This window comes from Tabrizicola flagellatus, from assembly GCF_008271465.1.
Classification (GTDB): Bacteria; Pseudomonadota; Alphaproteobacteria; order Rhodobacterales; family Rhodobacteraceae; genus Tabrizicola; species Tabrizicola flagellata.
In genome coordinates, this window is record NZ_VMDU01000009.1 from 16,092 (window position 1) to 38,203 (window position 22,112).

General features: G+C 67.9%; 19 protein-coding genes. 11 read left to right on the forward strand and 8 right to left on the reverse strand.

Annotated features, from left to right (window positions below):
* Positions 1–197 precede the first annotated feature (197 nt).
* The gene (locus FL625_RS12525; protein WP_149589022.1) at positions 198–791 is read left to right on the forward strand and encodes a transglycosylase SLT domain-containing protein; all 594 of its coding nucleotides are present in this window, start codon (positions 198–200) and stop codon (positions 789–791) included.
* A gap of 490 nt (positions 792–1,281) precedes the next feature.
* Here FL625_RS12525 and pepN read toward each other — a convergent pair whose 3' ends face one another.
* On the reverse strand, positions 1,282–3,843 hold the full coding sequence (gene pepN, locus FL625_RS12530) for an aminopeptidase N (RefSeq protein WP_149589023.1): 2,562 nt from the start codon (positions 3,841–3,843) through the stop codon (positions 1,282–1,284).
* Between the two features lie 114 nt (positions 3,844–3,957).
* Between pepN and FL625_RS12535 the strand changes: the two genes are divergently transcribed.
* The 4 genes from FL625_RS12535 (at position 3,958) to FL625_RS12550 (ending at position 9,239) form a co-directional block, all read left to right on the forward strand.
* Complete coding sequence (locus FL625_RS12535) at positions 3,958–5,469, forward strand: FAD-binding domain-containing protein (protein ID WP_149589024.1); 1,512 nt, start codon at positions 3,958–3,960, stop codon at positions 5,467–5,469.
* Positions 5,470–5,471: 2 nt separating this feature from the next.
* Complete coding sequence (locus FL625_RS12540; protein ID WP_149589025.1) at positions 5,472–5,636, forward strand: DUF2256 domain-containing protein; 165 nt, start codon at positions 5,472–5,474, stop codon at positions 5,634–5,636.
* A 70-nt stretch (positions 5,637–5,706) separates the two neighbouring features.
* A complete protein-coding gene (locus tag FL625_RS12545) occupies positions 5,707–7,731 on the forward strand; it encodes an oxidoreductase (protein ID WP_149589026.1) in 2,025 nt (674 codons plus the stop codon).
* Positions 7,731–9,239, forward strand: a complete 1,509-nt coding sequence (locus FL625_RS12550) for a trimethylamine methyltransferase family protein (RefSeq protein ID WP_149589027.1) — start codon at positions 7,731–7,733, stop codon at positions 9,237–9,239. Before FL625_RS12545 ends, FL625_RS12550 begins: the two co-directional genes overlap by 1 nt.
* A gap of 3 nt (positions 9,240–9,242) precedes the next feature.
* On the opposite strand, the gene FL625_RS12555 is transcribed toward FL625_RS12550, so the two are convergent.
* From FL625_RS12555 to FL625_RS12565, 3 genes are read right to left on the reverse strand one after another with little or no spacing between them, the layout of a single operon-like run.
* Positions 9,243–10,133, reverse strand: a complete 891-nt coding sequence (locus FL625_RS12555) for an SRPBCC domain-containing protein (RefSeq protein WP_149589028.1) — start codon at positions 10,131–10,133, stop codon at positions 9,243–9,245.
* On the reverse strand, positions 10,130–10,612 hold the full coding sequence (locus FL625_RS12560) for an SRPBCC family protein (protein ID WP_149589029.1): 483 nt from the start codon (positions 10,610–10,612) through the stop codon (positions 10,130–10,132). Before FL625_RS12560 ends, FL625_RS12555 begins: the two co-directional genes overlap by 4 nt.
* Positions 10,609–10,950, reverse strand: a complete 342-nt coding sequence (locus FL625_RS12565) for an ArsR/SmtB family transcription factor (RefSeq protein ID WP_149589030.1) — start codon at positions 10,948–10,950, stop codon at positions 10,609–10,611. The genes FL625_RS12560 and FL625_RS12565 overlap by 4 nt, the downstream gene beginning before the upstream one ends.
* Before the next feature lie 202 nt (positions 10,951–11,152).
* Here FL625_RS12565 and FL625_RS12570 point away from each other — a divergent pair, with 202 nt between their 5' ends.
* On the forward strand, positions 11,153–13,297 hold the full coding sequence (locus FL625_RS12570; RefSeq protein ID WP_149589031.1) for a malate synthase G: 2,145 nt from the start codon (positions 11,153–11,155) through the stop codon (positions 13,295–13,297).
* A 57-nt stretch (positions 13,298–13,354) separates the two neighbouring features.
* Here FL625_RS12570 and FL625_RS18580 read toward each other — a convergent pair whose 3' ends face one another.
* The 3 genes from FL625_RS18580 to FL625_RS12585 all read right to left on the reverse strand — a co-directional run bounded on the left by FL625_RS18580 (position 13,355) and on the right by FL625_RS12585 (position 15,388).
* Positions 13,355–13,864: a DUF6525 family protein gene (locus tag FL625_RS18580; RefSeq protein WP_354001253.1), complete on the reverse strand. Its 510-nt coding sequence runs from the start codon at positions 13,862–13,864 to the stop codon at positions 13,355–13,357.
* Positions 13,861–15,063: a GTP-binding protein gene (locus FL625_RS12580; protein WP_149589032.1), complete on the reverse strand. Its 1,203-nt coding sequence runs from the start codon at positions 15,061–15,063 to the stop codon at positions 13,861–13,863. The genes FL625_RS18580 and FL625_RS12580 overlap by 4 nt, the downstream gene beginning before the upstream one ends.
* Positions 15,064–15,136: 73 nt before the next feature.
* On the reverse strand, positions 15,137–15,388 hold the full coding sequence (locus tag FL625_RS12585; RefSeq protein WP_149589033.1) for a BolA family protein: 252 nt from the start codon (positions 15,386–15,388) through the stop codon (positions 15,137–15,139).
* A 76-nt stretch (positions 15,389–15,464) separates the two neighbouring features.
* Between FL625_RS12585 and FL625_RS12590 the strand changes: the two genes are divergently transcribed.
* The 3 genes from FL625_RS12590 (at position 15,465) to FL625_RS12600 (ending at position 17,685) form a co-directional block, all read left to right on the forward strand.
* Positions 15,465–16,097 carry a J domain-containing protein gene (locus FL625_RS12590; RefSeq protein ID WP_149589034.1) on the forward strand — a complete coding sequence of 211 codons (633 nt, stop codon included), beginning with the start codon at positions 15,465–15,467 and terminating at the stop codon, positions 16,095–16,097.
* 121 nt (positions 16,098–16,218) lie between these two features.
* Positions 16,219–17,193 (forward strand): cobaltochelatase subunit CobS, encoded by a 975-nt coding sequence (gene cobS, locus FL625_RS12595; RefSeq protein WP_149589035.1) that lies wholly within the window; start codon positions 16,219–16,221, stop codon positions 17,191–17,193.
* Positions 17,194–17,385: 192 nt separating this feature from the next.
* Positions 17,386–17,685, forward strand: a complete 300-nt coding sequence (locus FL625_RS12600; RefSeq protein ID WP_149589036.1) for a hypothetical protein — start codon at positions 17,386–17,388, stop codon at positions 17,683–17,685.
* Here the strand turns inward: FL625_RS12600 and FL625_RS12605 are convergent.
* The gene (locus FL625_RS12605) at positions 17,682–18,266 is read right to left on the reverse strand and encodes an NADPH-dependent FMN reductase (RefSeq protein ID WP_149589037.1); all 585 of its coding nucleotides are present in this window, start codon (positions 18,264–18,266) and stop codon (positions 17,682–17,684) included. The two genes, FL625_RS12600 and FL625_RS12605, sit on opposite strands and share 4 nt — an antisense overlap.
* Before the next feature lie 144 nt (positions 18,267–18,410).
* On the opposite strand from FL625_RS12605, the gene cobT reads away from it, so the two are divergent.
* Positions 18,411–20,279, forward strand: a complete 1,869-nt coding sequence (cobT, locus tag FL625_RS12610; protein ID WP_149589038.1) for a cobaltochelatase subunit CobT — start codon at positions 18,411–18,413, stop codon at positions 20,277–20,279.
* Between the two features lie 25 nt (positions 20,280–20,304).
* Positions 20,305–22,104 (forward strand): aminopeptidase P family protein, encoded by a 1,800-nt coding sequence (locus FL625_RS12615; RefSeq protein WP_149589039.1) that lies wholly within the window; start codon positions 20,305–20,307, stop codon positions 22,102–22,104.
* Positions 22,105–22,112: the final 8 nt, after the last annotated feature.

A 22,112-nucleotide genomic window follows, 5' to 3' on the forward strand; every position in this document is an offset into this window, starting at 1 on the left:
GCCGAGGATCGCAGCGGCGACCGCAGCGCTACGGCATCTTCTTGCCGACTGCGACCCGTCCGGGTTTTCACATGCAGCAGTGACGGTGTAACCAGCATCGACTCGCCCTCCGGGCAGGGAGCGCCTGCCTTGCGCGCAACCTGCCGGCGGATCGGGGCGAAAAAAGGGAAATGCAGTGATTTTCGGGTGACGTCACCATGCTGGTTCGTGGAATTATCGGATTGTTTGCAGCGGCTTCCCTGGTGGGTTGCGTGAAGACCGAACCGGTCGAACCCATGGCTTTCGTCGCGCCTCCGATGCAGTGGGACCATCATCCGGAAGGAGATGAATGGACCGAATCGACGCTGCTTGCCCTTTCGACGAAGGATCAGATGCTGTCCGAACGGGTGCCCGCCGATATCGAGACGTGGTGCCCGGGATATGAAACCGCCTCGGTGCCAGAGCGCCGCGCCTTCTGGGCTGGCCTCCTGTCGGCGGTCGCGAAATACGAAAGCACGTGGAACGAGAAGGCGTCGGGCGGCGGCGGGCGCTGGATCGGGCTGATGCAGATCTCGCCCCGGTCGGCGGCGAACTACGGCTGCGAGGCGACCTCGGTGGGCGCGCTGAAGGACGGCGAGGCGAACCTCGAATGCGCGGTCGAAATCATGTCGAGGCAGGTTGCCCGGGACGGTCTGGTGGCCGGTGGCGGCAATCGGGGCATCGGGCGCGACTGGGCACCGCTGCGGTCGAACGAGAAGCGGTCGGCGATGGCGGCCTGGACCCGGGCGCAGCCCTATTGCCAGGCCGGGTGACCGGCTCCGACGAAGCGGTGGAAACTCTCGGCGCCGCCGATCTTCAGGAGCCGCACGTTCAGGCACGCGAGACCGCATCTTGCGTCGTCAGCTTCGCAGATCTGCGAGACCCCGAGCGCGCGGCATCTTCCGCGGCGTCCGGGGGCTGATGCAGGTGCAACCGAAGACTGCATAGCAGCCAGTTGTCCAGTTGAACGCCGAGGGGCGAACCCCGAGGAGGCGACCGTCAGGTCCGGTTATTCCGGCGCTCTCACGGGGTGGGCGCCAGACTTGCGAGGACGGCCGAAGCGCCGGGCCAGGGCGCCCGGGTCCCGGACCGATCGGGTCCATTCGCGGATCGCATGGGAAACGGCCCCGGCGTTGATGATCCAGAAGTAACAGCCGGCCATCAGGACCAGCATGGCGATGATATACGACATTGCTTGTCCCCTTGCGCAATTGCAGGCTGCATAGCCGGACAGATTGGCAACTTTATGGCACGCCGGGCGCCTCAGCCTGCCGCCAGCATCCGTTCCGCCATCTCGCGCAGGTCGCCGCTGAGGTCGGGGGCGGCCAGGATCCGCTCCAGCTCGGTCCGGGCCAGCTTGCGGCGTGCCGCGTCGTAGCGCGGCCAGGTCTCGAAGGCGGTGGAGACGCGGGCTGCCGTCTGCGGGTTCAGGGGATCGAGCTTCAGAAGCCAGTCGGCGACCAGCCGGTAGCCCGCGCCCGAACGGTGATGGAAGCCCGCGTGGTTGGCGGCCAGCGCCCCGATGACGGTGCGGAAGCGGTTGGGGTTCTTCCAGTCGAAGCCCGGCGCCCCGATCAGCCGCGCCGCCACCGCAGCCGCCTCGGCGGGTTCGGCATGAGCGATCTGAAGCGCATGCCATTTGTCCATCACATTCGCATCGCGGCCCCAGCGCGCGGCGAAGCTGACCAGTTCCGCCTGCCCCTGCCCCACCTCCAGTAGCGCCGACAGCGCGCCGACCTCCTCGGTCATGCTGCGCGCGCGGGCGAAGGCCGAGGCGGCAAGCTTGCCGCCGTCGCGCCGCGACAAAAGGCCCAGAGCCGCGATCTTCAGCGCCCGCCGTCCCGCCTGCGCGGCCGAGGGCGAGAAAGGCGCATTGTCGTCCAGATCCTTGTAAAGGCGTGACAATCCTTCACCAAGCCGAATCGCCAGGGCGCCGGCCATCTCGCGCCGGGCGGCGTGGATCTTGGCCGGGTCGGGGATGCGGCCCATGGCGTGGATGGTCTGGGCGATGTCGTCCTCGGCCGGAAGCCGCAGGCAGAGCGCGCGGAAGGCCGGATCCAGCGTGTCGTCGAAGGTCACGGCCGCCAGGGCATCCAGCCAGGCCGGGCTGACGGGCGCGCCCTTCAGCGCGATATCGGCCATGACCTCCTTGGCAAGCGCGCGGCCTGCCTCCCACTTGTTGAAAGCGTCGGTGTCATGGGCCAGCAGGAAGGCGCGTTCCTCGGGGGGCGCCTTCCGGTCCAGCACCACGGGCGCGGAAAAGCCGCGCAGGATCGACGGAACCGGTTTCGCGGCAAGCCCCTCGAAGCGGAAGGACTGCTTCGCCCGCGTCATCTCCAGCATGATCGTGGGCACGACCTCGTCGCCGTTCGGATTGAGGAGACCCACCTTGATCGGGATGACCTTGGGGTGTTTGATGGGCTGACCGGGCGTGGGCGGGTTCTTCTGGGTGAAGGTCAGGGTATAGACGCCGTCGTCCCAGCTTTCCTCGACCTTCAGGCGGGGAGTGCCGGCCTCGGAATACCAAAGCTTGAACTGCGACAGGTCGCGGCCGGTGGCGTCCTCGAACACCTTAAGCCAGTCCTCGATCGTCGCCGCATCGCCATCGTGGCGCTCGAAGTAGAGGTCGAGCGCGCGCTTGTAGCCGGCATCGCCGACCAGCGATTTCAGCATGCCGATGACCTCGGCGCCCTTCTCGTAAACCGTGGCGGTGTAGAAGTTGTTGATCTCGACAAAGCTTTCGGGGCGGACGGGGTGGGCAAGCGGCCCGTCATCCTCGCGGAACTGGCGGCTGCGGAGCGTCACCACATCCTCGATCCGGCGCACGGCGGCCGACCGCATGTCGGCCGAGAACTGGTGGTCGCGGAAGACGGTGAGGCCTTCCTTGAGGCACAGCTGGAACCAGTCGCGGCAGGTGATGCGGTTGCCGGTCCAGTTGTGGAAGTATTCGTGGGCGATGATCGCCTCGATCCGGTAATAGTCGTCGTCGGTGGCGGTTTCCGGGCTGGCCAGGACATACCGCGAGTTGAAGATGTTCAGCCCCTTGTTCTCCATCGCGCCCATGTTGAAATCGTCCACGGCGACGATGTTGAACACGTCGAGGTCGTATTCCCGCCCATAGACCTGTTCGTCCCAGCGCATCGAGCGGATCAGGCTGTCCATCGCATAGGCGCAGCGGTCCTCGTCGCCGGGGCGCACCCAGATGTTCAGATCGACCGGGCGACCCGAGGCGGTGACGAATTTCGCGGAATGGGCGCGCAGGTCGCCGGCGACCAGGGCGAAAAGATAGGCCGGTTTCGGCCAGGGATCGTCCCACTCCGCCCAGCCTTCACCGGTGGCGACGGGGTTGCCGTTCGACAACAGGACCGGCAGGTCGCTTTCGATCCGCACCTTGAAGCGGCTCATAACGTCCGGGCGGTCCGGGTAATAGGTGATCTTGCGGAACCCCTCGGCCTCGCACTGGGTGCAATACATGCCCTTCGACATGTAAAGCCCCTCCAGCGCAGTGTTCGACTCTGGTGCGATCTCGACTTCGGTTTCCAGGATGAAGGGGCCGTCCGGCAGCTCGTGCGCGGCGATGGTCAGGGACCGTTCATCGACCGCAGGGGTGATGGCCTGGCCATCCAGTTTGCAGGAAATGAGTTTCAGCCCCTCGCCATCGAGGCGAAGGTGGTCGCGGTCCTTGCGCGCGGGGTTCTGGTGGAGGCTCAGCCGGGCGACCACCCGGGTCGCCGTGGGATGCAGGCGGAAGGTCAGGTCCACGCTGTCGACGACATGGGAATAGGGAAGGTAGTCGGCCAGGTAGACGGTCTTCTGCTCAGACATGAAGGGCTCCTTTGCCCTTGCAAGCTACGGCCAAACGTCCCGGACGCAAGGGGGAGGCGGGTAACAGTCTTTTGCCGCTTTACGAATCCCGGCGCGCCGCTACATCTATGTTCCATGAATGTTCTCGTCTGGTTCAAGCGCGACCTGCGCATCCATGACCATCCCGCGTTGTCGCTGGCGGCGGGGCTGGGGCCGGTTCTGCCGGTCTATGTCGTCGAGCCGGAACTCTGGATGCAACCCGACGCCTCGGCCCGGCAGTGGGAATTCCTGGCCGAAAGCCTGGCCGATCTGCGCGCCGCCCTTGCCGGGGCCGGGGCGCGCCTGGTGGTGCGCACGGGCGATGCAGTCGAAGTGCTGGCGGGCCTCTGCCGCCGCCACCGGATTGCCCGGATCGTCAGTCATGAGGAGACGGGGAACCTCTGGACCTTTGCCCGCGACCGGCGGGTGGCGGCCTGGGCGCGGGGGGCGGGAATCGAGTGGGTGGAACTGCCGCAATCGGGCGTGGTGCGCAGGCTTGCCTCGCGCGATGCCTGGTCGGCGGGCCGCGACGCCTTCATGGCCCCCCCCGCCCTGCCCGCCCCCGCCCTGCGCGCGATCGAGGGGGTGGAGCCCGGCCCCATCCCAACTGCCCGCGCGCTGAAACTGGCGCCGGACCCCTGCCCGCATCGCCAGCTCGGCGGGCGGACGCGGGGGCTGGACCTGCTTGACAGCTTCCTCTCCCGGCGGGGCGAGCCCTACCGCACCGCGATGTCCTCGCCGCTCACGGCCGAGCGGGCCTGTTCGCGGCTTTCGCCCCACTTCGCCTTCGGCACGCTCTCGATCCGCGAGGTGGTGCAGGCCACCGCCATCCGGCAGGCGGAACGGCCGGGCGGGCGCTGGGGCGGGGCGCTGGCCAGTTTCCAGTCGCGGCTGGCCTGGCGCGACCATTTCGTCCAGAAGCTGGAGGACGAGCCTGAGATCGAGACCCGCTGCCTGCACCGCGCCGCCGAGACCCTGCGCCCGCGCGACCCCGACGCCGCGCGGGTGGCCGCCTGGGAGGCGGGCGAGACGGGTCTGCCCTTCCTCGACGCCTGCATCCGCTATCTGCGGGCGACGGGCTGGCTGAACTTCCGCATGCGCAGCATGGTCATGGCGGCGGCCTCCTACCACCTGTGGCTCGACTGGCGGGCGACGGGTGCGATCCTCGCCCGCCGCTTCACCGATTACGAACCGGGCATCCACTGGCCGCAGGTGCAGATGCAGTCGGGCACGACCGGGATCAACACGCCGCGGATCTACAACCCGGTGAAACAGGGGCTGGACCAGGATCCGACCGGCGCCTTCACCCGGGCCTGGGTGCCGGAACTGGCAGGGGTGCCGGATGCCTTCCTGCAGACCCCCTGGGCCTGGGAGGGCGCGGGCACCCTGCTCGGCCACCGTTACCCGGCGCCCATCGTGGACCCCGCCGCCGCGCAGCGGGCCGCGCGCGAGGCGATCTTCGGCCTGCGCCGCACCAGCGACCGCGCCGAGATCGCCGCCATCGTCACCCGCCATGCCAGCCGCGCCGACCCGCGCTTCGTCAACGACCGCAGCCCGCCGCGCCGTCGCCGCCCCGAGCCGGCGGGCCAGTTGTCGCTGGACCTCTGACCATGGCGCGGATGCAGAAAAAGGCCGACCTGCCACAGAAGACCTGCGCCACCTGCGGCCGCCCCTTCGTCTGGCGGAAGAAATGGGCGAAGGTCTGGGACGAGGTGCGCTATTGCTCGGACCGCTGCCGGGACGGGCGGAAGGCGACGGCCAGGCCCCGGACGTGATCCGGGCCGGATCGGCTTGACGCCGCTTTCACGGCCGCCCTACTGTCGGCCCAGTCAGCAAGGCCGCCCGATGCCCCGCGATCCCCGCTACGACATCCTGTTCGAGCCTGTCCGCATCGGCCCGGTCACCGCCCCGAACCGCTTCTACCAGACCCCGCATGCAACCGGCTTCGGCTGGCAGCGCCCGCAGTCGGGCGCGGCGCTACGGGGCGTGAAGGCCGAGGGCGGCTGGGGCGTGGTCTGCACAGAATACTGCTCGATCCACCCTTCGTCCGACGACAGCCCCCATGCCTTCCTGACCCTCTGGGACGACCACGACATCGCGCCCCTCGCCCTGACCGCCGAGGCGATCCACGCGCATGGTTCGCTGGCCGGAATCGAGCTGTGGCACGGCGGCGCCCATGCCTCGAACCGGATGACGCGGGTTCCGGGCATCGCACCGATGACGCAGCCTGCGCTTTACCACCTGCCCGCTACCGCCCGCGCGATGGACCTGTCCGACATCCGCGCCTTCCGGGGCTGGCAGCGCGATGCGGCCCGGCGGGCAAGGCAGGCCGGCTTCGACATCGTCTATGTCTATGCCGGGCACGACTACCTGCCCTTCCAGTTCCTGTCTCGCCGCACCAACCAGCGGGCAGATGCCTATGGCGGGTCGCTGGAAAACCGCGTCCGCCTGCTGCGCGAGATGATCGAGGACACGAAGGACGCGGTCGGCGACACCTGCGCCGTGGCGGTGCGGCTGGCGGTGGACGAGTTGCACGGGCCGGAGGGGATCACCTCCGAAGGCGAGGGGCGCGAGATCATCGCGATGCTGGCCGAATTGCCGGACCTCTGGGACGTGAACGTGGCCGGCGCGCTGGGGAACGACAGCCGCTCGGCCCGGTTCTCGGCCGAAGGGTTCCAGGAAGAGAACGTCGCCTTCGTGAAGTCCCTGACCTCGAAGCCCGTGGTCTCGGTCGGCCGCTTCACCTCGCCCGACCGGATGGTCAGCCAGATCCGGCGCGGGGTGCAGGATTTCATCGGCGCGGCGCGGCCGTCCATCGCCGACCCGTTCCTGCCCGCGAAGATCCGCGAGGGGCGCGAGGACGAGATCCGCGAATGCATCGGCTGCAACATCTGCCGCGCCGCGAACAACGAGGGCGTGGGCCTGCGCTGCACGCAGAACCCGACGATGGGCGAGGAATGGCGGCGCGGCTGGCATCCAGAGCGGATCGCGGTCCATCCCCGCCGGGAAAGGGCGCTGGTCATCGGCGGCGGCCCGGCGGGGCTGGAGGCGGCGCTGACCCTGGGCCGCCGGGGGCTGGAGGTGGCGCTGGCCGAGGCATCGGATCGGTTCGGCGGCAGGCTCCTGCGCGAGGCGACGCTGCCGGGGTTGCAGACCTGGCTGCGGGTCCGGGACTGGCGGCTGCACATGCTGGGCAAGCTGGAAAATGTGGACCTCTATCCCGCCAGCCCGATGACGGCGGCGGACGTGACCGGGTTCGGGGCGGACCATGTCGTGCTGGCCACCGGGTCGCACTGGCGGCGGGACGGGGTGGGTGTGTATGCGATCCGCCCGCTCGATCTGCCCGAGGCTCTGACGCCCGACGACGTGTTCGCGGGAACGCCAATCGCGGGGCCGGTCGTGATCTACGACGACGAGCACTATTTCATGGGTGGCGCTCTGGCCGAGAAACTGGCCGTCGCGGGGCACGAGGTCCATTATGTGACGACCGCCGCCCTCGTCTCGTCGTGGACGGTGATGACCAACGAACAGGACTTCCTCCAGGCCCGGCTGATCGAGGCGGGTGTGAAGCTCCATCCCCTCAAGGCGTTGATATCGCACGACAGCGGGATTGCGACCCTTGCGTGCGTCTATACCGGCCGCACCGAACCCCTGCCCTGCGCCACTCTGATCCTGGCGACCGGCCGGCTGCCGGACAGCGCGCTGGCCGATGAACTGTCCTCGGCGGGCATCGCCGCATCGCGGATTGGCGACTGCCTCGCCCCTTCCTCCATCGCCGACGCGGTCCATTCCGCGCACCGCTTCGCGCGGCTTCTGGGCGAGCCGGACCTGCCGCCCCGTCGCGAGATGCCCCCCGAAAGGAGCCCCTGATGCGCCAGCGCCGCCCGGCCCGCGCCGCGAATGCCATTCCGCAGCCGCCCTTCGGCCAGGTGCCGCGCCCCTATGATCCGATCCGCGTCCTGTCCGACGACCAGGTCGAGGCGATCCACCGGGCCGCGCTGCGGCTTCTGGCCGAACAGGGGATGCGCGTCCTCAACGGCCGGGCGCTGGACCTGTTCCGCCGCGCCGGGGCGCGGGTCGAGGGCAACATGGTCCACCCCGACCCCGGCCTGATCGAGGCTTGCCTGGCCACCGTTCCCCCCACCTTCACCATCGCCGCGCGGAACCGGGCGAAGGACCTGCGGTTCGGCGGCAACGACACGGTCTTCTCTTCCGTGGGCGGCCCGGCCTATGTGATGGACCTCGACCGCGGCCGCCGCGACGGCACCCTGCGGGACATGCAGGACTTCCTGCGCCTCTGCCAGAGCCTGAACGTGATCCAGCAGGAATCCGGCGGGCCGCTGGAGCCGATGGACCTGCCCGCATCGACCCGGCACCTCGACCTCTACCTGTCGCAATGCACGCTTCTGGACAAGAGCTGGAACCTGAATGCGCTGGGGACCGAGCGCACGATGGACGGGATCCACATGGCCGCCATCGCGATGGGGTGGAGCCTCGACGACCTTGCGCGGACGCCGATGATGATGGGGGTCATCAACACCAACTCGCCCCGGCAGCTGGACGACCCGATGAGCCAGGGCCTGATCGCGCTGGCCGAACACGGGCAGGTCGCGATCGTGACCCCCTTCACGCTGGCCGGCGCGATGGCCCCGGTCAGCCTGGCCGGCGCGCTGGTCCTGCAACATGCCGAGGCGATGTTCGGCATCGCGCTGACCCAGATCGTGCGGCCGGGCGTGCCTGTGATGTATGGCGGCTTCACCTCGAACGTGGACATGAAGACCGGCGCGCCGGCCTTCGGGACGCCCGAATATGCCAAGGCGGCCCAGGCGAGCGGCCAGTTGGCGCGGCGGATCGGGGTGCCGTTCCGGTCCTCGAACACCACGGCGGCAAATGCGCTCGACGCGCAGGCGGCCTACGAGTCGATGATGTCGCTCTGGGGCTGCCTGATGGGGGGCGCGCATCTGGTGATCCATGGCGCGGGCTGGATGCACGGCGGGCTGACGGCCAGTTTCGAGAAGCTGATCCTTGATGCCGAGCTTCTGGGGATGATGCAGGCCTGGTTCCGGCCGATCCAGGTGACGGACGAGGCCCTATCGCTGGACGCCATTGCCGAGGCCGGGGTGGGCGGACATTTCTTCGGCACGGCGCAGACGCTGGCGCAGTATGAAACCGCCTTTCATCCACCCATGCTGTCGAACTGGGACAACTATCCGACCTGGCTCGCCAAGGGGGCCGAGGAAGCCCCCGCCCGCGCCAACCGGATCTGGAAGGATCTATTGGCCGCCTATGAGGCGCCGCCCATCGACCCCGGCACCGTCGAGGCGCTGGAGGCCTATGTCGCCCGCCGCAAGGCCGAGGGCGGCGCGCCCACCAACTGACGCCTAGTCCGCGCCGACGATCCGCGCCAGCTTGCCCAGGGTCTGCTGGCCCAGTTCGACCGCACCGAAACCCCTGGCATCCTGGAACTCCTGCGCGGTGGCAAAGACCATGCCCAGCGTGATGCGCGTCTGACCGTCCAGATCCTCGAACATCGCCCAGGCATCGGCATGCTTCGGCCCGTTCTCGCCCCAGTGCAGCGTGTAGTCGAGCCGCGCCCCGGGGATGACCGCGCCATACTTGTGGTGGTTCGGCCAGACCGTCCCGTCCGGTCCGATCATGTCGAACACCCATTCACCCCCGGCGCGCAGGTCGATGCGGGCCGTGCGGCACGAAAACCCCTCCGGCCCCCACCACTTCGGCAGGGAGTCGGGGTTCCACCAGGCACCCCAGACCACCGGGACCGGGGCCCTGATGACGCGCTGAAGGATCATCGTCCGCTCGGCCACGCCCGCAAGGTTCGCCATCCCGGCGGCAAAGCCCTGACGGTAGCCTGCCGCCATGTCCTCGGCCAGCGATGCAAGCTGGACCGTGACGGTGATCCGGCTCTCCGCGCCTTCGGCGTGAAACTCGGCCGTGGCCAGCGCCGCCGATAGCCTGACCCCGTCGCGCGAGACGACCTCGTAGCCCACGGTCCGCGCCTCGGGCACAAGGTCCAGCCAGCCCGCCTCGACCCGGAGGTCCGGCTCGCCCACCACCTTGCAGAGCGAGACCTCACGGCCGCCAACGCGGGCGTCGGCTTCCAGGAACTCCACCGTCACCGAAGGCGCGGGCGCGGCCCAGACCGCGCGCGCGGCCGGCGATGTCCAGGCGGCATAAAGCGTCCCGACCGGGGCGGCGACCTTGCGGTCGAAGGTCAGGGTGGCAAAGCGGTCGGAAGCGCGATCCAGGCTCATTTCAGGAGACCCCGTGCATAGTCCTCCAGCTGGGTGACCACCGTGCCCCAGCCGTCGAAGAAGCCCATGTCCTCGTGCGCCTTGCGGGTGTCGGGGTTCCGGTGCCGGGCGATGGCCGTATAGGTCGTGCCCCCGCCCGGCGCGTCGGACAGGATCAGGAGCGCGGTCATGAACGGGTCGGGCGCGGGCTTCCAGCCTTCGCTGTAAGCATCCGTGAACACGAGCTTTTCCTGCGGAACGACCTCCAGGTAGACGCCCTTGTTCTCCATCACCTTGCCCTCGACGTCGAAGGTCGTGTTGAACCGGCCGCCCACGCGCAGGTCGATGTCGCAGGCCGTGACCCGGTGCGGCCTCGGCACGAAGAACTGCGGGATGTGCCTCGGTTCGGTCCAGCATTCCCAGACCAGCGCGCGGGGCACGGCCAGGGTCCGGGTGAAGCTGAGGTCGGTTGCCGGGTCCAGGTCCGGGATCGTGGTCATGTCTCGCGTTCCTTCATCAGTCTGGTGACATAGTCGTCAAGCCGGTCCAGCCGCCCTTCCCAGAGCCTGCGCTGCTCTTCCATCCACTCGGCCATCGGGCGCAGGGCCGCGGGCTGGAAGGCGCAGGAGCGCACGCGGCCATCCTTCTGGGTGGCGACCAATCCCGCCGCCTCCAGCACCGCCAGATGCCGCAGGATCGTCGGCAGCTTGAACCCCGTGGGTTCGGCCAGTTCCGTCACCGGCGCGGGCCCCCTGGCCAGCCGGTTGAGCATCATGCGCCGCGTCGGGTCCGCCAGCGCGTGGAACAGGAGGTCGAGTTGCGGATCATGCTTAGCCATATCGCTAACCAATCCGACCTCATCGAGTCGCACAAGCAGAAACTTTGCAAACTGGCTAAGTTTTGCCTTCAGGATTTCCCGACAGGTGATTTTCGGCCCTCCTTGAAATTCCCGCCCCGCTTTCCTTTGCCCGGGCGCGCGCACTCGCCTATTGTGTGCCACAGCATACAAGGCGGCCCCTGGCCCCCAAGGAGGACATGCGATGACCGAACGTCTGGACCGGGCGGGACTTCAGGTCGATGCGGTGCTGGCCCGCTTTGTCGAGGACGAGGCGCTGCCGGGCACGGGGATCGAGGCTGGCGCCTTCTGGCAGGGCTTCGCGGGGCTTCTGGCCGACTTCGCGCCGCGGAACCGGGCGCTTCTCGCCCGGCGGGAGGAGTTGCAGGCCAGGATCGACGCCTGGCACGTCGCGCGGCGCGGCCAGCCGCATGACCACGCCGCCTACAAGGCCTTCCTCGCCGAGATCGGCTATCTTCTGCCCGAAGGCCCTGCCTTCACGATCGAGACCACGAACGTGGACCCCGAGATTGCCCGCATCCCGGGTCCGCAATTGGTGGTGCCGATCACCAATGCCCGCTATGCGCTGAACGCGGCCAATGCCCGCTGGGGAAGCCTCTACGACTGCCTCTACGGCACCGACGCGATGGGCTCGCTGCCGCCGTCTGGCGGGTATGAGCGCGGCCGGGGCGCGCGGGTGATCGCGCGGGCGCGGGTCTTCCTGGACGATGCATTTCCCATCGCCGGAACCAGCCATGCCGACGTTCGGCGCTATGTGGTGAAGGACGGACAGCTTCTGGTCGATGATCTGCCCCTGGTGCAGCCGGAGAAGTTCGCGGGCTACCGGGGCAATCCGAAGGCACCGGACGCGGTTCTGTTGCGCAACAACGGGCTGCATGTCGAGCTGGTCTTCGACCGGGCGCATTTCATCGGCTCGCGCGACCAGGCGCTTCTGGCCGACGTGCAGCTGGAAAGCGCGCTGACGGCGATCATGGACTGCGAGGACTCCGTCGCCTGCGTGGATGCCGAGGACAAGGTCGGGGCCTATCGCAACTGGCTGGGGCTGATGCAGGGGACGCTGTCCGAGGTCTTCCAGAAGGGCGGTCGTCAGGTCGAGCGGCGGCTGGCGGCGGACCGCGAGTATCTGGACCCGACTGGCAGCCCCTTCACGCTGAAGGGCCGCGCCCTGATGTGGGTGCGCAATGTCGGCCACCTGATGACCAACCCGGCGATCCTGTTGCCGGATGGCTCGGAGGTCCCCGAGGGCCTGATGGATGCCATGGTGACGGTGGCCATCGCGCTGCATGACCTGAAGAAGACGGAAGGCATGCGCAACTCGGTGATGGGCTCGGTCTATGTGGTGAAGCCCAAGATGCACGGGCCCGAGGAAGTGGCCTTCGCCGACGCGGTCATGGCGCGGGTCGAGGACATCCTGGGCCTTGCCCGCAACACGGTGAAGCTCGGGATCATGGACGAGGAGCGGCGGACCTCGGTCAACCTCAAGGAATGCATCCGCGCGGCGAAGGGGCGGGTTGCCTTCATCAATACCGGCTTCCTCGACCGGACCGGGGACGAGATCCACACCTCGATGGAAGCCGGGCCCTTCAGCCGGAAGGACTTCATCAAGCGGAAGTCGTGGATCACGGCCTATGAGAACCTGAACGTCGATATTGGCCTCGAATGCGGGCTGTCGGGGCGGGCGCAGATCGGCAAGGGGATGTGGGCCATGCCGGACCTGATGGCGGCGATGCTGGACGAGAAGATCGCCCACCCCCGCGCCGGGGCGAACACGGCCTGGGTGCCGTCGCCCACCGCAGCAACGCTGCACGCGCTCCACTACCACAAGGTGGATGTCTTCGCGGTGCAGGCGCGGCTGGCGAAGGGGGGACGGCGGGCGCATGTGGACGGGATCCTGGACATCCCGCTGGCCAGTTTCCGGGCCTGGAACCGCGACCAGGTGATGCGCGAGGTCGAGAACAACGCGCAAGGCATCCTGGGCTATGTGGTGCGCTGGATCGACCAGGGGGTGGGCTGTTCCAAGGTGCCCGACATCAACGACGTGGGGCTGATGGAGGACCGCGCGACCTGCCGGATCTCGGCCCAGCACATCGCGAACTGGCTGCATCATGGCGTCGTCACCGAGGCCGAGGTGATGGAGGCGATGAAGAAGATGGCCGCCGTGGTGGACCGGCAGAACGCGGGCGATCCGCTTTACCGGCCGATGGCCCCGGCCTTCCAGGGGGCAGCCTTCCAGGCGGCCTGCGACCTGGTCTTCAAGGGGCGGGAGCAGCCTTCGGGCTATACAGAACCCCTGCTCCACGCCTGGCGGCTGCGGGTGAAGGCGGGGTAGTGTCCACGGTGGACAATCGCTGATGATCCTTTGAAGTCAAAGGCTTGGCCGCGGACGTTAGGGGTTTCTTAACCTGCGCTTCGGGCGGGTTGGGGCGGTTTTCAGAATGGGCGCTGACGCGCGAAGTCCTTTTGTCTCGTCGTCGGCCTTCGCCTCCTCCTCGGCCGCCCCGGGGGCGCTTCGCCCCCCGGACCCCCCGAGAGTATTTGCGAAAAGGGCAAGACAGGGCGGCGGGCGCCTGACGGGCGCAGGGCCCTTGGCCAGTGGGGCAGACGACAGGCAGAGGACAGGGTCCGACAGGTCGCCGGTCGGATGGGCCGGCCCCCAGACCGTGACCCGCTCCCGCGCGAGGCTCCTTGCCTCGGCGCGGGTCAGCCGGACAAGGGCCTGCCTCGGACAGCCGGTCTCGCGCAGGGCACGCTGCCAGAGGCGCAGCACCGAGGCCGCGCTCCAGGGAAGCGCGGCCTGGGCCAGCCAGCGCCGCAGTTCCGCGGGAAGCCGGTCGTATGCGGCCATCGGATCTGCCTTGTGCCACCGCGCGCGGGGCGAGGCGAGATTCCCGTTCATGCCGCGCGGCGCTGCCAGGTGGGAAAGGGATCGGAAAGGTCGCTCCACGCTTCGGGGGTGAAGCTGCTGGCGGGGACGATGGCGGCATCCAGCCGGGCCCGCAAGGCGGCTTCGTCAAGCCCTGCACCGATGAACACGATTTCCTGCCGCCGGTCGCCCCAGGGCTCCTGCCATTTCGACAGCAGCTCCTTCAACGCCTCCGGATGCGCCGGCCACCGCTCGCGCGGGACGGAGGCCCACCAGCTGCCAAGCGGCGTGACCGAGGACACGGCGCCGGCCAGGGAGAACTCGGCCACCCAGTCCGGCCTTGTGGCCAGCCAGAAATGCCCCTTGGCGCGGATCACGCCGGGAAGATCGCCGTTCAGGACCGCATGGATACGGCCCGGGTGGAAGGGGGCGCGGGCGCGATAGACGAAAGAGGCGATCCCGTATTCATCGGTTTCGGGCGTATGGCTGGCGAAACCGTACAGTTCCCTGGCCCAGAGCGGATGTTCGGCGGCGCGGTCGAAATCGAACAGGCCGGTGTCGAGGATCGCTGCCGGATCGACGCGGGCATGGTCGGTCTCGATCAGGCGGGCCTCGGGGTTCAGGGCCTTGATGATCCTGCGCGCGGCACGGGCGCGGTCGGGGCCCGCGTCCCGCACCTTGTTCAGGATCACGACATCGGCGAATTCGATCTGGTCGGTCAGCAGGTTGACCAGTGTCCTTCCGTCGCCTTCGCCAAGACTTTCCCCCCGGTCGGCAAGGAAATCATGGCTGGAGAAGTCGTTCAGGAGGTTGATCGCATCCACGACCGTGACCATCGTGTCGAGGCGCGCGACATCCGAAAGGCTTTGCCCGGCCGCGTCGCGGAAATCGAAGGTCGCGGCCACGGGCAAGGGTTCGGCGATTCCGGTGGATTCGATCAGCAGGTAATCGAAGCGGCCTTCGGCGGCCAGACGGCGGACCTCGGTCAGAAGATCGTCACGGAGCGTGCAGCAGATGCAGCCGTTCGTCATCTCGACCAGCCTTTCCTCGGCGCGGGACAGTTCGGCCCCTTCCCGGATGAGGTCGGCGTCGATGTTCACCTCGGACATGTCGTTGACGATCACCGCGACCCGGCGGCCATCGCGGTTGTTCAGGATGTGGTTCAGAAGCGTGGTCTTGCCGGCGCCGAGAAAGCCGGAGAGGACGGTGACGGGCAGGCGCGTGTCGGTCATGTCAACCTCGTGTTATGTTATATTATAACATACACGGGACGCAGAGCGTCTGCAAGCGCCGTCTCCGATGCGTCTAGCCGATATCGAGGGCCAGGGCGTGGATGCGGGCGGTGAGATCACCCAGCGCCTTCTGCACCGCCCGGTGGCGGGCGAGGCGCGGCATGTCCCGGAACACCTCGGCGCGGATGGTGATGTGGAAATGGCTTTCGCCCGTCCCGTCGTCCCCGGCATGGCCCGCGTGACGGTGGCTCTCGTTCACCACGGTCAGCACCGTAGGGTGGAAGGCGGCGGTCAGGCGCTCCTCGATTTCGTCTTTCACGGCCATGTCAGCGCCCCCTGCCCTTCCAACTTCCGGGAAAAGCCTTAGACTTGGGCGCCCGAGTCGGAAAGGCCCCTGAAGCATGTCCAGTCGTCCGCCCTTCGAGTTCAACATCAGCGCCGCCGCGGCCAAGAAGCGCAAGACCTCCGGGCGGCGGGGGATGTCGGGGGCGTTCGAGACAGCGGACCGGCCCTGCGACTATCCGGGGTGCGAGCACAAGGGTGCCTATCGGGCGCCGAAGTCACCGGACCAGCTGGACGAGTATTTCTGGTTCTGCAAGGACCACATCCGCGAATACAATCTGAAATGGAACTTCTTCCAGGGCACCACGGATGAGGAGTTCCAGAAATTCCTCGACAGGAACCGGGTCTGGGAGCGCGAGACCCGGCCCTTCAGCCGGCAGGGCGACGGCAATGCCTGGGCGCGGCTGGGGGTGAAGGACCCGATGTCTCTGCTGGGTGAGAAGGCGACGCAGAATCCGGGGCGCGCGATGTCCACCGCGACGCGGAAGCTGCCGCCGACCGAGCGCAAGGCGATCGAGATCCTGGATGCGCGCGACACGATGACCAAGACGGAAATCCGCAAGGTCTACAAGGGGCTGATCAAGGTCCTGCACCCGGACATGAACGGCGGCGACCGCAGCCACGAGGAACAGCTGCAAGAGGTGGTCTGGGCCTGGGACCAGCTGAAGGACAGCCGCTATTTCCGCGACTGACGCTTGCGGAAATCGGCGCGGGACTGTCGTGTCCAGCGCTTCCCCTTGAACCCCCTCGCGATATGTTCCAAGGATGGCGCGGGCGCGCAATGAGGCGCGGGCGGACCTAGGGACTCAGACGATGCTGGATCAGGCGATGAAACCGACCGAGGAAATTTCGGTCCGCGACGTGTTCGGCATCGACACCGACATGCGCGTCAGGGGTTTTGCCGACCGCACCGACCGCGTGCCCGAGATCGACCCGACCTACAAGTTCGACCCGGACACCACGCTCGCGATCCTGGCCGGGTTTGCCTATAACCGCCGGGTGATGATCCAGGGCTATCACGGCACCGGGAAATCCACCCATATCGAGCAGGTGGCCGCGCGGCTGAACTGGCCCTGCGTGCGGGTGAACCTCGACAGCCACATCAGCCGGATCGACCTGATCGGCAAGGACGCGATCAAGCTGAAGGACGGCAAACAGGTGACCGAGTTCCACGAGGGCATCCTGCCCTGGGCGCTGCGGAACCCGGTGGCCATCGTCTTCGACGAATACGACGCGGGCCGGCCGGACGTGATGTTCGTGATCCAGCGCGTGCTGGAGCATGACGGTAAGCTGACGCTTCTGGACCAGAACGAGATCATCACCCCGAACCCCTGGTTCCGGCTGTTCGCCACGGCGAATACCGTGGGTCTGGGTGACACCACGGGCCTCTACCATGGGGTCCAGCAGATCAACCAGGCGCAGATGGACCGCTGGTCGCTCGTGGCGACACTGAACTACCTGAGCCATGATGCCGAGGCCGCGATCATCCTGGCCAAGAACCCGCATTACAACACCGAGAAGGGCCGCAAGACCATCAGCCAGATGGTGACGGTGGCCGATCTGACGCGCACGGCTTTCATGAATGGCGACCTGTCCACGGTGATGAGCCCCCGGACGGTGCTGAACTGGGCGCAGAACGCCGAGATCTTCCGTAACGTGGGTTACGCCTTCCGGCTCACCTTCCTGAACAAGTGCGACGAGCTGGAACGGCAGACCGTGGCCGAGTTCTACCAGCGCTGCTTTGCCGAGGAACTGCCGGAAAGTGCGGCCAGCATGGCGATGAAGTAAACCCGGCCCGTCCGGGCTGCGGGGCCGTCCTTCGGGGCGGCCCATTTCCTTTGCGGACGGCAGAGGGTTTTCATTCCGCCTTGAAAATGCACGATTCTGCGGGCCTCATGCCGAAATGGCGCTCGGCTCGGCAACTTTTCTGGCCATCCTTGCGCTCGGGCGACAAGCGTGCCCGGGGCGGCGGGTCCGCTGTTGCGCGACTTCGCGGTCTGCGCGGGGCTGCTTTCGGCGGCGATGGACGATCAGTGGATGTTCGACGGGCCGGCGTCTGAACGCACCGCATCCGAGTTGGGCGCCGTGGTCGCGCTGATCGAGGCGACCATGCCCGAAGGTGCCGGGCGGCAAGTCATGGTGTGGCGAATCGACACCAAGGTAGCCCAGCGGGACCTCTTGCATCGGGCGCGGTTCCAGCGGGATCCGCGCCTGGCACGAACGGCAGCGGCCAGAGCCGAAGCCCTGGCCGCCGAGTGTCGCGCGATGATCCCGAGTTAGCCGCGGGCGGCCTTGGTGGCCTTGGCCCACCAGACCACATCGTCGAGCATGGCCTTGGCCGCCGGGGCAATCGCGCCCTCGATGTCGCCGAGGTTGCCCGAACCGCCAAAGCCCGAGTGCACCTTGAAGAAATCCGACCCGCCGATGCGGACGTTGTTGCGGGTGGGGACCATCTGCAGCTCGACGCCGATGTTCTGCAGGTGGCCGAGCGCGTTGGCCGCGCCCATCGAGCCATAGCCGATGGCGCCGAAGGGCTTGCGGGCCCATTCGACATAGGCCTGGTCCAGCGCATTCTTCAGCGCCGCAGTGATCGAGCGGTTGTATTCGGCGACGACGAAGATGTAGCCGTCGAACTCGCCCACCTTCTTCTGCCACTTCTGGGCGACCGGGTTCTGGCTGGGCACCCAGGCGTTCGAGGCGACTTCGTCGAAGAAAGGCAGCGGATAGTCGCGCAGGTCCACGACCTCGACATCCATGTCGCCGCGGGCTTCGGCCTGGGCCTTGATCCAGGCGGTGGGGACATCGGCAAAGCGGGTCGGGCGGGTGGACGAGACGATGATCGCGATTTTCGGGTTGGCCATGGGTCGGGGTCCTTGGGTTTGAATTCCGGTCGCTCTTATCTGGCGGTTGCGGTGCCCCTGCCAACTCCGCAGCGCCGCGCCGGACCTGTGCATGACCGCACGGGGACGCTTGCCGAGACCCGCGCCGAGTGCTTTACCTGACGCATGAACAAACCCGCCGACAACCCCGCCGATCCTTTCAAGAAGGCCCTCGCCGAGGCCACCCGCACCATGGCGGATGACCCGGAGATGACGGTGACCTATTCCGTCGATCCCTCGGGGATGAACAAGGAAGGCGTCCGCCTGCCGCAGGTTTCGCGCCGGATGACGCGGGACGAGGTCTTGCTGGCGCGCGGGACGGCGGATGCCTTCGCGCTGCGGCGGAAGTATCACGACGACGCGGTGGCGGCCCGCTATGCGCCGACCGGGCCCCTGGCGCGGGACATCTTCGAGGCGATGGAGAACGCACGCTGCGAGGCGGTGGGCGCGCGCGACATGCCGGGAACGGCCGGCAACATCGACGCGAAGATCGCCCACGAGGCGGATCGCAAGGGCTATGGCCAGGTGACGCAGTCAAGCGAGGTGCCCCTGCCGGTGGCGGCGGGGTATCTGGTGCGGCAGATGGCGACGGGCCGCCCGCTGCCGAAGTCGGCGGAACATGCCGCCGACCTCTGGCGCGGCTTCGTCGAGGAACAGGCGGGCGAGACGCTGTCGAACCTCGACGATGTGCTGACCGATCAGGCCGCCTTCGCGCGGCTGGCGCGCAAGGTGATCGCCGACCTGGGCTATGGCGACCAGCTGGGCGACGACCCGGATGCACCCGAGGATGTGGGCGACGACCAGGCGGAAGAGGATCAGGAGGCCCCGGATTCGGCGGGCGAGGAACAGGAGGAATCCGAGGACTCCGAGGCCTCGCCCGAACGCAGCCAGGACGAGCAGCAGGATCAGTCCCAGGCGCAGGTCACAATGGAGGACAGCGCCGACATGGAGCAGGGCGACGAGGCGGAGCTGCCCGAGGGCGAGGCGCCGCTGGAGCCTCCGCCCCCCGCGCCGCATTCGGACGCGGATCCGAACTATGTCGTTTATACGACTGATTTCGATGAAGAAATCAAGGCGGAGGATCTTGCCGAACCGGCCGAGCTGGAACGGCTGCGCGCCTATCTGGACCAGCAGCTGGAACCCCTGAAGGGTGCGGTCAGCCGACTTGCGAACAAGTTGCAGCGCCGGCTTCAGGCGCAGCAGAACCGCAGCTGGGAATTCGACAAGGAAGAGGGGATCCTCGATGCCGGACGGCTCGCGCGGGTGGTGGCAAACCCGACGACGCCCCTGTCCTTCAAGTGGGAGAAGGACACCGAGTTCCGTGACACGGTGGTGACGCTTCTGCTGGACAATTCGGGGTCCATGCGGGGGCGGCCGATTTCCATCGCGGCGATCTGTGCGGATGTGCTGGCGCGGACGCTGGAACGCTGCAACGTGAAGGTCGAGATCCTGGGTTTCACCACGCGGGCCTGGAAGGGCGGGCAAAGCCGCGAACGCTGGCTGGCACAGGGCCGGCCGCAGATGCCGGGGCGGCTGAACGACCTGCGCCACATCATCTACAAGTCGGCCGATGCGCCCTGGCGGCGGGTGCGGCCGAACCTCGGCCTGATGATGAAGGAGGGCCTCCTGAAGGAGAACATCGACGGCGAGGCGCTTGAATGGGCGCATCGGCGGATCATGGCGCGCCCCGAGGCCCGCAAGATCCTGATGGTCATCAGCGACGGGGCGCCGGTGGACGATTCCACTCTGGCCGCCAACCCCGCGAATTATCTGGAGAAACACCTCCGCGACGTGATCGCGATGGTGGAAAAGCGGCGGGCGGTGGAGCTGATCGCCATCGGCATCGGCCACGACGTGACGCGCTATTACCAGCGGGCGGTGACGATCACCGATGTCGAGCAGCTTGCGGGCGCGATGACCGAGCAGCTGGCCGCCCTGTTCGAGGCGGACCCCAGGAAGCGGGCGCGTGCGCTGGGAATGCGGCGGGCCGGTTGAGCCCTTTGACGGAAAGCCTGACCTGATGTTCCAGACCTTCGACAGCCATGCCTCGCCCGACCAGGGACCACCGCGGCTGGCCGCCTTGCGGGCTAAACTGGGGGCCCTGGGCCTGTCCGGCTTCATCGTTCCGCGTGCGGATGTGCATCAGGGCGAATATGTCGCCCCGCACGACGAAAGGTTGCAATGGCTGACCGGGTTCACCGGATCGGCCGGGTTCTGCATCGTGCTGCCGGATGTCGCCGGGGTCTTCATCGACGGTCGCTACCGCACGCAGGTCAAGGCCCAAGTGGACCTGGGCAGCTTCACGCCGGTGCCCTGGCCGGAGGTGAAGCCCGGAGACTGGGTGAAGGAGCGGCTGGACAGCGGGCGGCTGGGCTATGACCCCTGGCTGCACACGGCCGACGAGATCGGGAGACTTGAGACGGCACTCGAGGGAACGGGCATAAAGCTTTCACCTGTAAGCGAAAACCCGGTTGATGCCATCTGGCTCGACCAGCCCGCTCCGCCCTGCGGCAAGGCCTTCGTGCATCCGCTGGACCTGGCTGGAGAGAGCCATGCCGACAAGCGGGCGCGGCTGGCGGCGGGGCTGCGGACAGCCGGCCAGCGGGCGGCGGTGGTGACCTTGCCGGATTCGCTCTGCTGGCTTCTGAACCTCCGGGGGGCCGACGTTCCGAGGAACCCGGTGCTGCACGGCTTTGCGCTGCTTTGCGACGACGGCACGGTCGATCTGTTCGTCGATCCGGCCAAGCTGGATGACGCGGTGCGCGCGCATCTGGGCGCTGAAGTCCGGGTGCATCCGGCGGACGGGTTCGCAACGGCGCTGACGGGTCTTGCAGGGCCGGTCCGCGTGGACAAGGTGACCGCGCCGCTTGCGGTGTCGGACATCCTGAAGCGCGCGGGCATCGAGGTGGTCTGGGGCGACGATCCCTGCCGCCTGCCCAAGGCCTGCAAGAATGCCGCCGAGATCACGGCGACGCGCGAGGCGCATCTGCGTGACGGGGCCGCGATGGTGGAATTCCTGCGCTGGCTGGACGAGGCCCTGCCCCGCGGCGGCCAGAGCGAGATTTCCGTGGTCGAGGCGCTGGAAGGCTTTCGCCGGGCGACAAACGCGCTGCACGACATCAGCTTCGACACGATCTGCGGCGCGGGGCCGAACGGCGCGATCATGCATTACCGCGTCACCGAGGAAACCAACCGCCCCGTCCGTCAGGACGAGCTGCTTCTGGTCGATTCCGGGGCGCAATATGTGGACGGCACCACCGACATCACCCGCACCGTCGCGGTCGGCGATCCGGGGCGGGAGGCGCGGGAATGCTATACCCGCGTCCTGCAGGGCCTGATCGCGATCAGCCGGGCCCGGTTTCCGAAGGGGTTGCCCGGCCGCGACATCGACGCGCTTGCGCGGTTCAACCTGTGGGTCGCCGGGCAGGACTACGACCACGGCACCGGGCATGGCGTGGGGGCCTTCCTGTCGGTGCACGAGGGGCCGCAGCGGATCAGCCGCGTGTCCGAAGTGCCGCTGGAACCCGGCATGATCCTGTCGAACGAACCGGGCTATTACCGCGAGGGCGCCTTCGGCATCCGGCTGGAGAACCTGATCGTCGTGCAGGAGGCCCCGCCCCTTGGCGACAACCGGGCGCAGCTGGCCTTCGAGACGCTGACCTTCGTCCCCTTCGACCGCCGCCTGATCCTGGCGGAAGAGCTGTCCCCGGCCGAGCGGCGCTGGCTGGACGCCTACCACGCCGAGGTGCTGCAAAAGCTGGCCAACCGGGTTTCGGGCGCTACCCTTGACTGGCTGAGGGCGGCCTGCGCCCCGATCTGAGGCCGGGG

Excerpts from the sequence above, each read along its gene's own strand:
- FL625_RS12525 (WP_149589022.1), top strand. The coding sequence starts at position 198 with ATGCTGGTTCGTGGAATTATCGGATTGTTTGCAGCGGCTTCCCTGGTG.
- pepN (WP_149589023.1), bottom strand. The coding sequence starts at position 3,843 with ATGTCTGAGCAGAAGACCGTCTACCTGGCCGACTACCTTCCCTATTCC.
- FL625_RS12535 (WP_149589024.1), top strand. The coding sequence starts at position 3,958 with ATGAATGTTCTCGTCTGGTTCAAGCGCGACCTGCGCATCCATGACCAT.
- FL625_RS12540 (WP_149589025.1), top strand. The coding sequence starts at position 5,472 with ATGGCGCGGATGCAGAAAAAGGCCGACCTGCCACAGAAGACCTGCGCC.
- FL625_RS12545 (WP_149589026.1), top strand. The coding sequence starts at position 5,707 with ATGCCCCGCGATCCCCGCTACGACATCCTGTTCGAGCCTGTCCGCATC.
- FL625_RS12550 (WP_149589027.1), top strand. The coding sequence starts at position 7,731 with ATGCGCCAGCGCCGCCCGGCCCGCGCCGCGAATGCCATTCCGCAGCCG.
- FL625_RS12555 (WP_149589028.1), bottom strand. The coding sequence starts at position 10,133 with ATGAGCCTGGATCGCGCTTCCGACCGCTTTGCCACCCTGACCTTCGAC.
- FL625_RS12560 (WP_149589029.1), bottom strand. The coding sequence starts at position 10,612 with ATGACCACGATCCCGGACCTGGACCCGGCAACCGACCTCAGCTTCACC.
- FL625_RS12565 (WP_149589030.1), bottom strand. The coding sequence starts at position 10,950 with ATGGCTAAGCATGATCCGCAACTCGACCTCCTGTTCCACGCGCTGGCG.
- FL625_RS12570 (WP_149589031.1), top strand. The coding sequence starts at position 11,153 with ATGACCGAACGTCTGGACCGGGCGGGACTTCAGGTCGATGCGGTGCTG.
- FL625_RS18580 (WP_354001253.1), bottom strand. The coding sequence starts at position 13,864 with ATGAACGGGAATCTCGCCTCGCCCCGCGCGCGGTGGCACAAGGCAGAT.
- FL625_RS12580 (WP_149589032.1), bottom strand. The coding sequence starts at position 15,063 with ATGACCGACACGCGCCTGCCCGTCACCGTCCTCTCCGGCTTTCTCGGC.
- FL625_RS12585 (WP_149589033.1), bottom strand. The coding sequence starts at position 15,388 with ATGGCCGTGAAAGACGAAATCGAGGAGCGCCTGACCGCCGCCTTCCAC.
- FL625_RS12590 (WP_149589034.1), top strand. The coding sequence starts at position 15,465 with ATGTCCAGTCGTCCGCCCTTCGAGTTCAACATCAGCGCCGCCGCGGCC.
- cobS (WP_149589035.1), top strand. The coding sequence starts at position 16,219 with ATGCTGGATCAGGCGATGAAACCGACCGAGGAAATTTCGGTCCGCGAC.
- FL625_RS12605 (WP_149589037.1), bottom strand. The coding sequence starts at position 18,266 with ATGGCCAACCCGAAAATCGCGATCATCGTCTCGTCCACCCGCCCGACC.
- cobT (WP_149589038.1), top strand. The coding sequence starts at position 18,411 with ATGAACAAACCCGCCGACAACCCCGCCGATCCTTTCAAGAAGGCCCTC.
- FL625_RS12615 (WP_149589039.1), top strand. The coding sequence starts at position 20,305 with ATGTTCCAGACCTTCGACAGCCATGCCTCGCCCGACCAGGGACCACCG.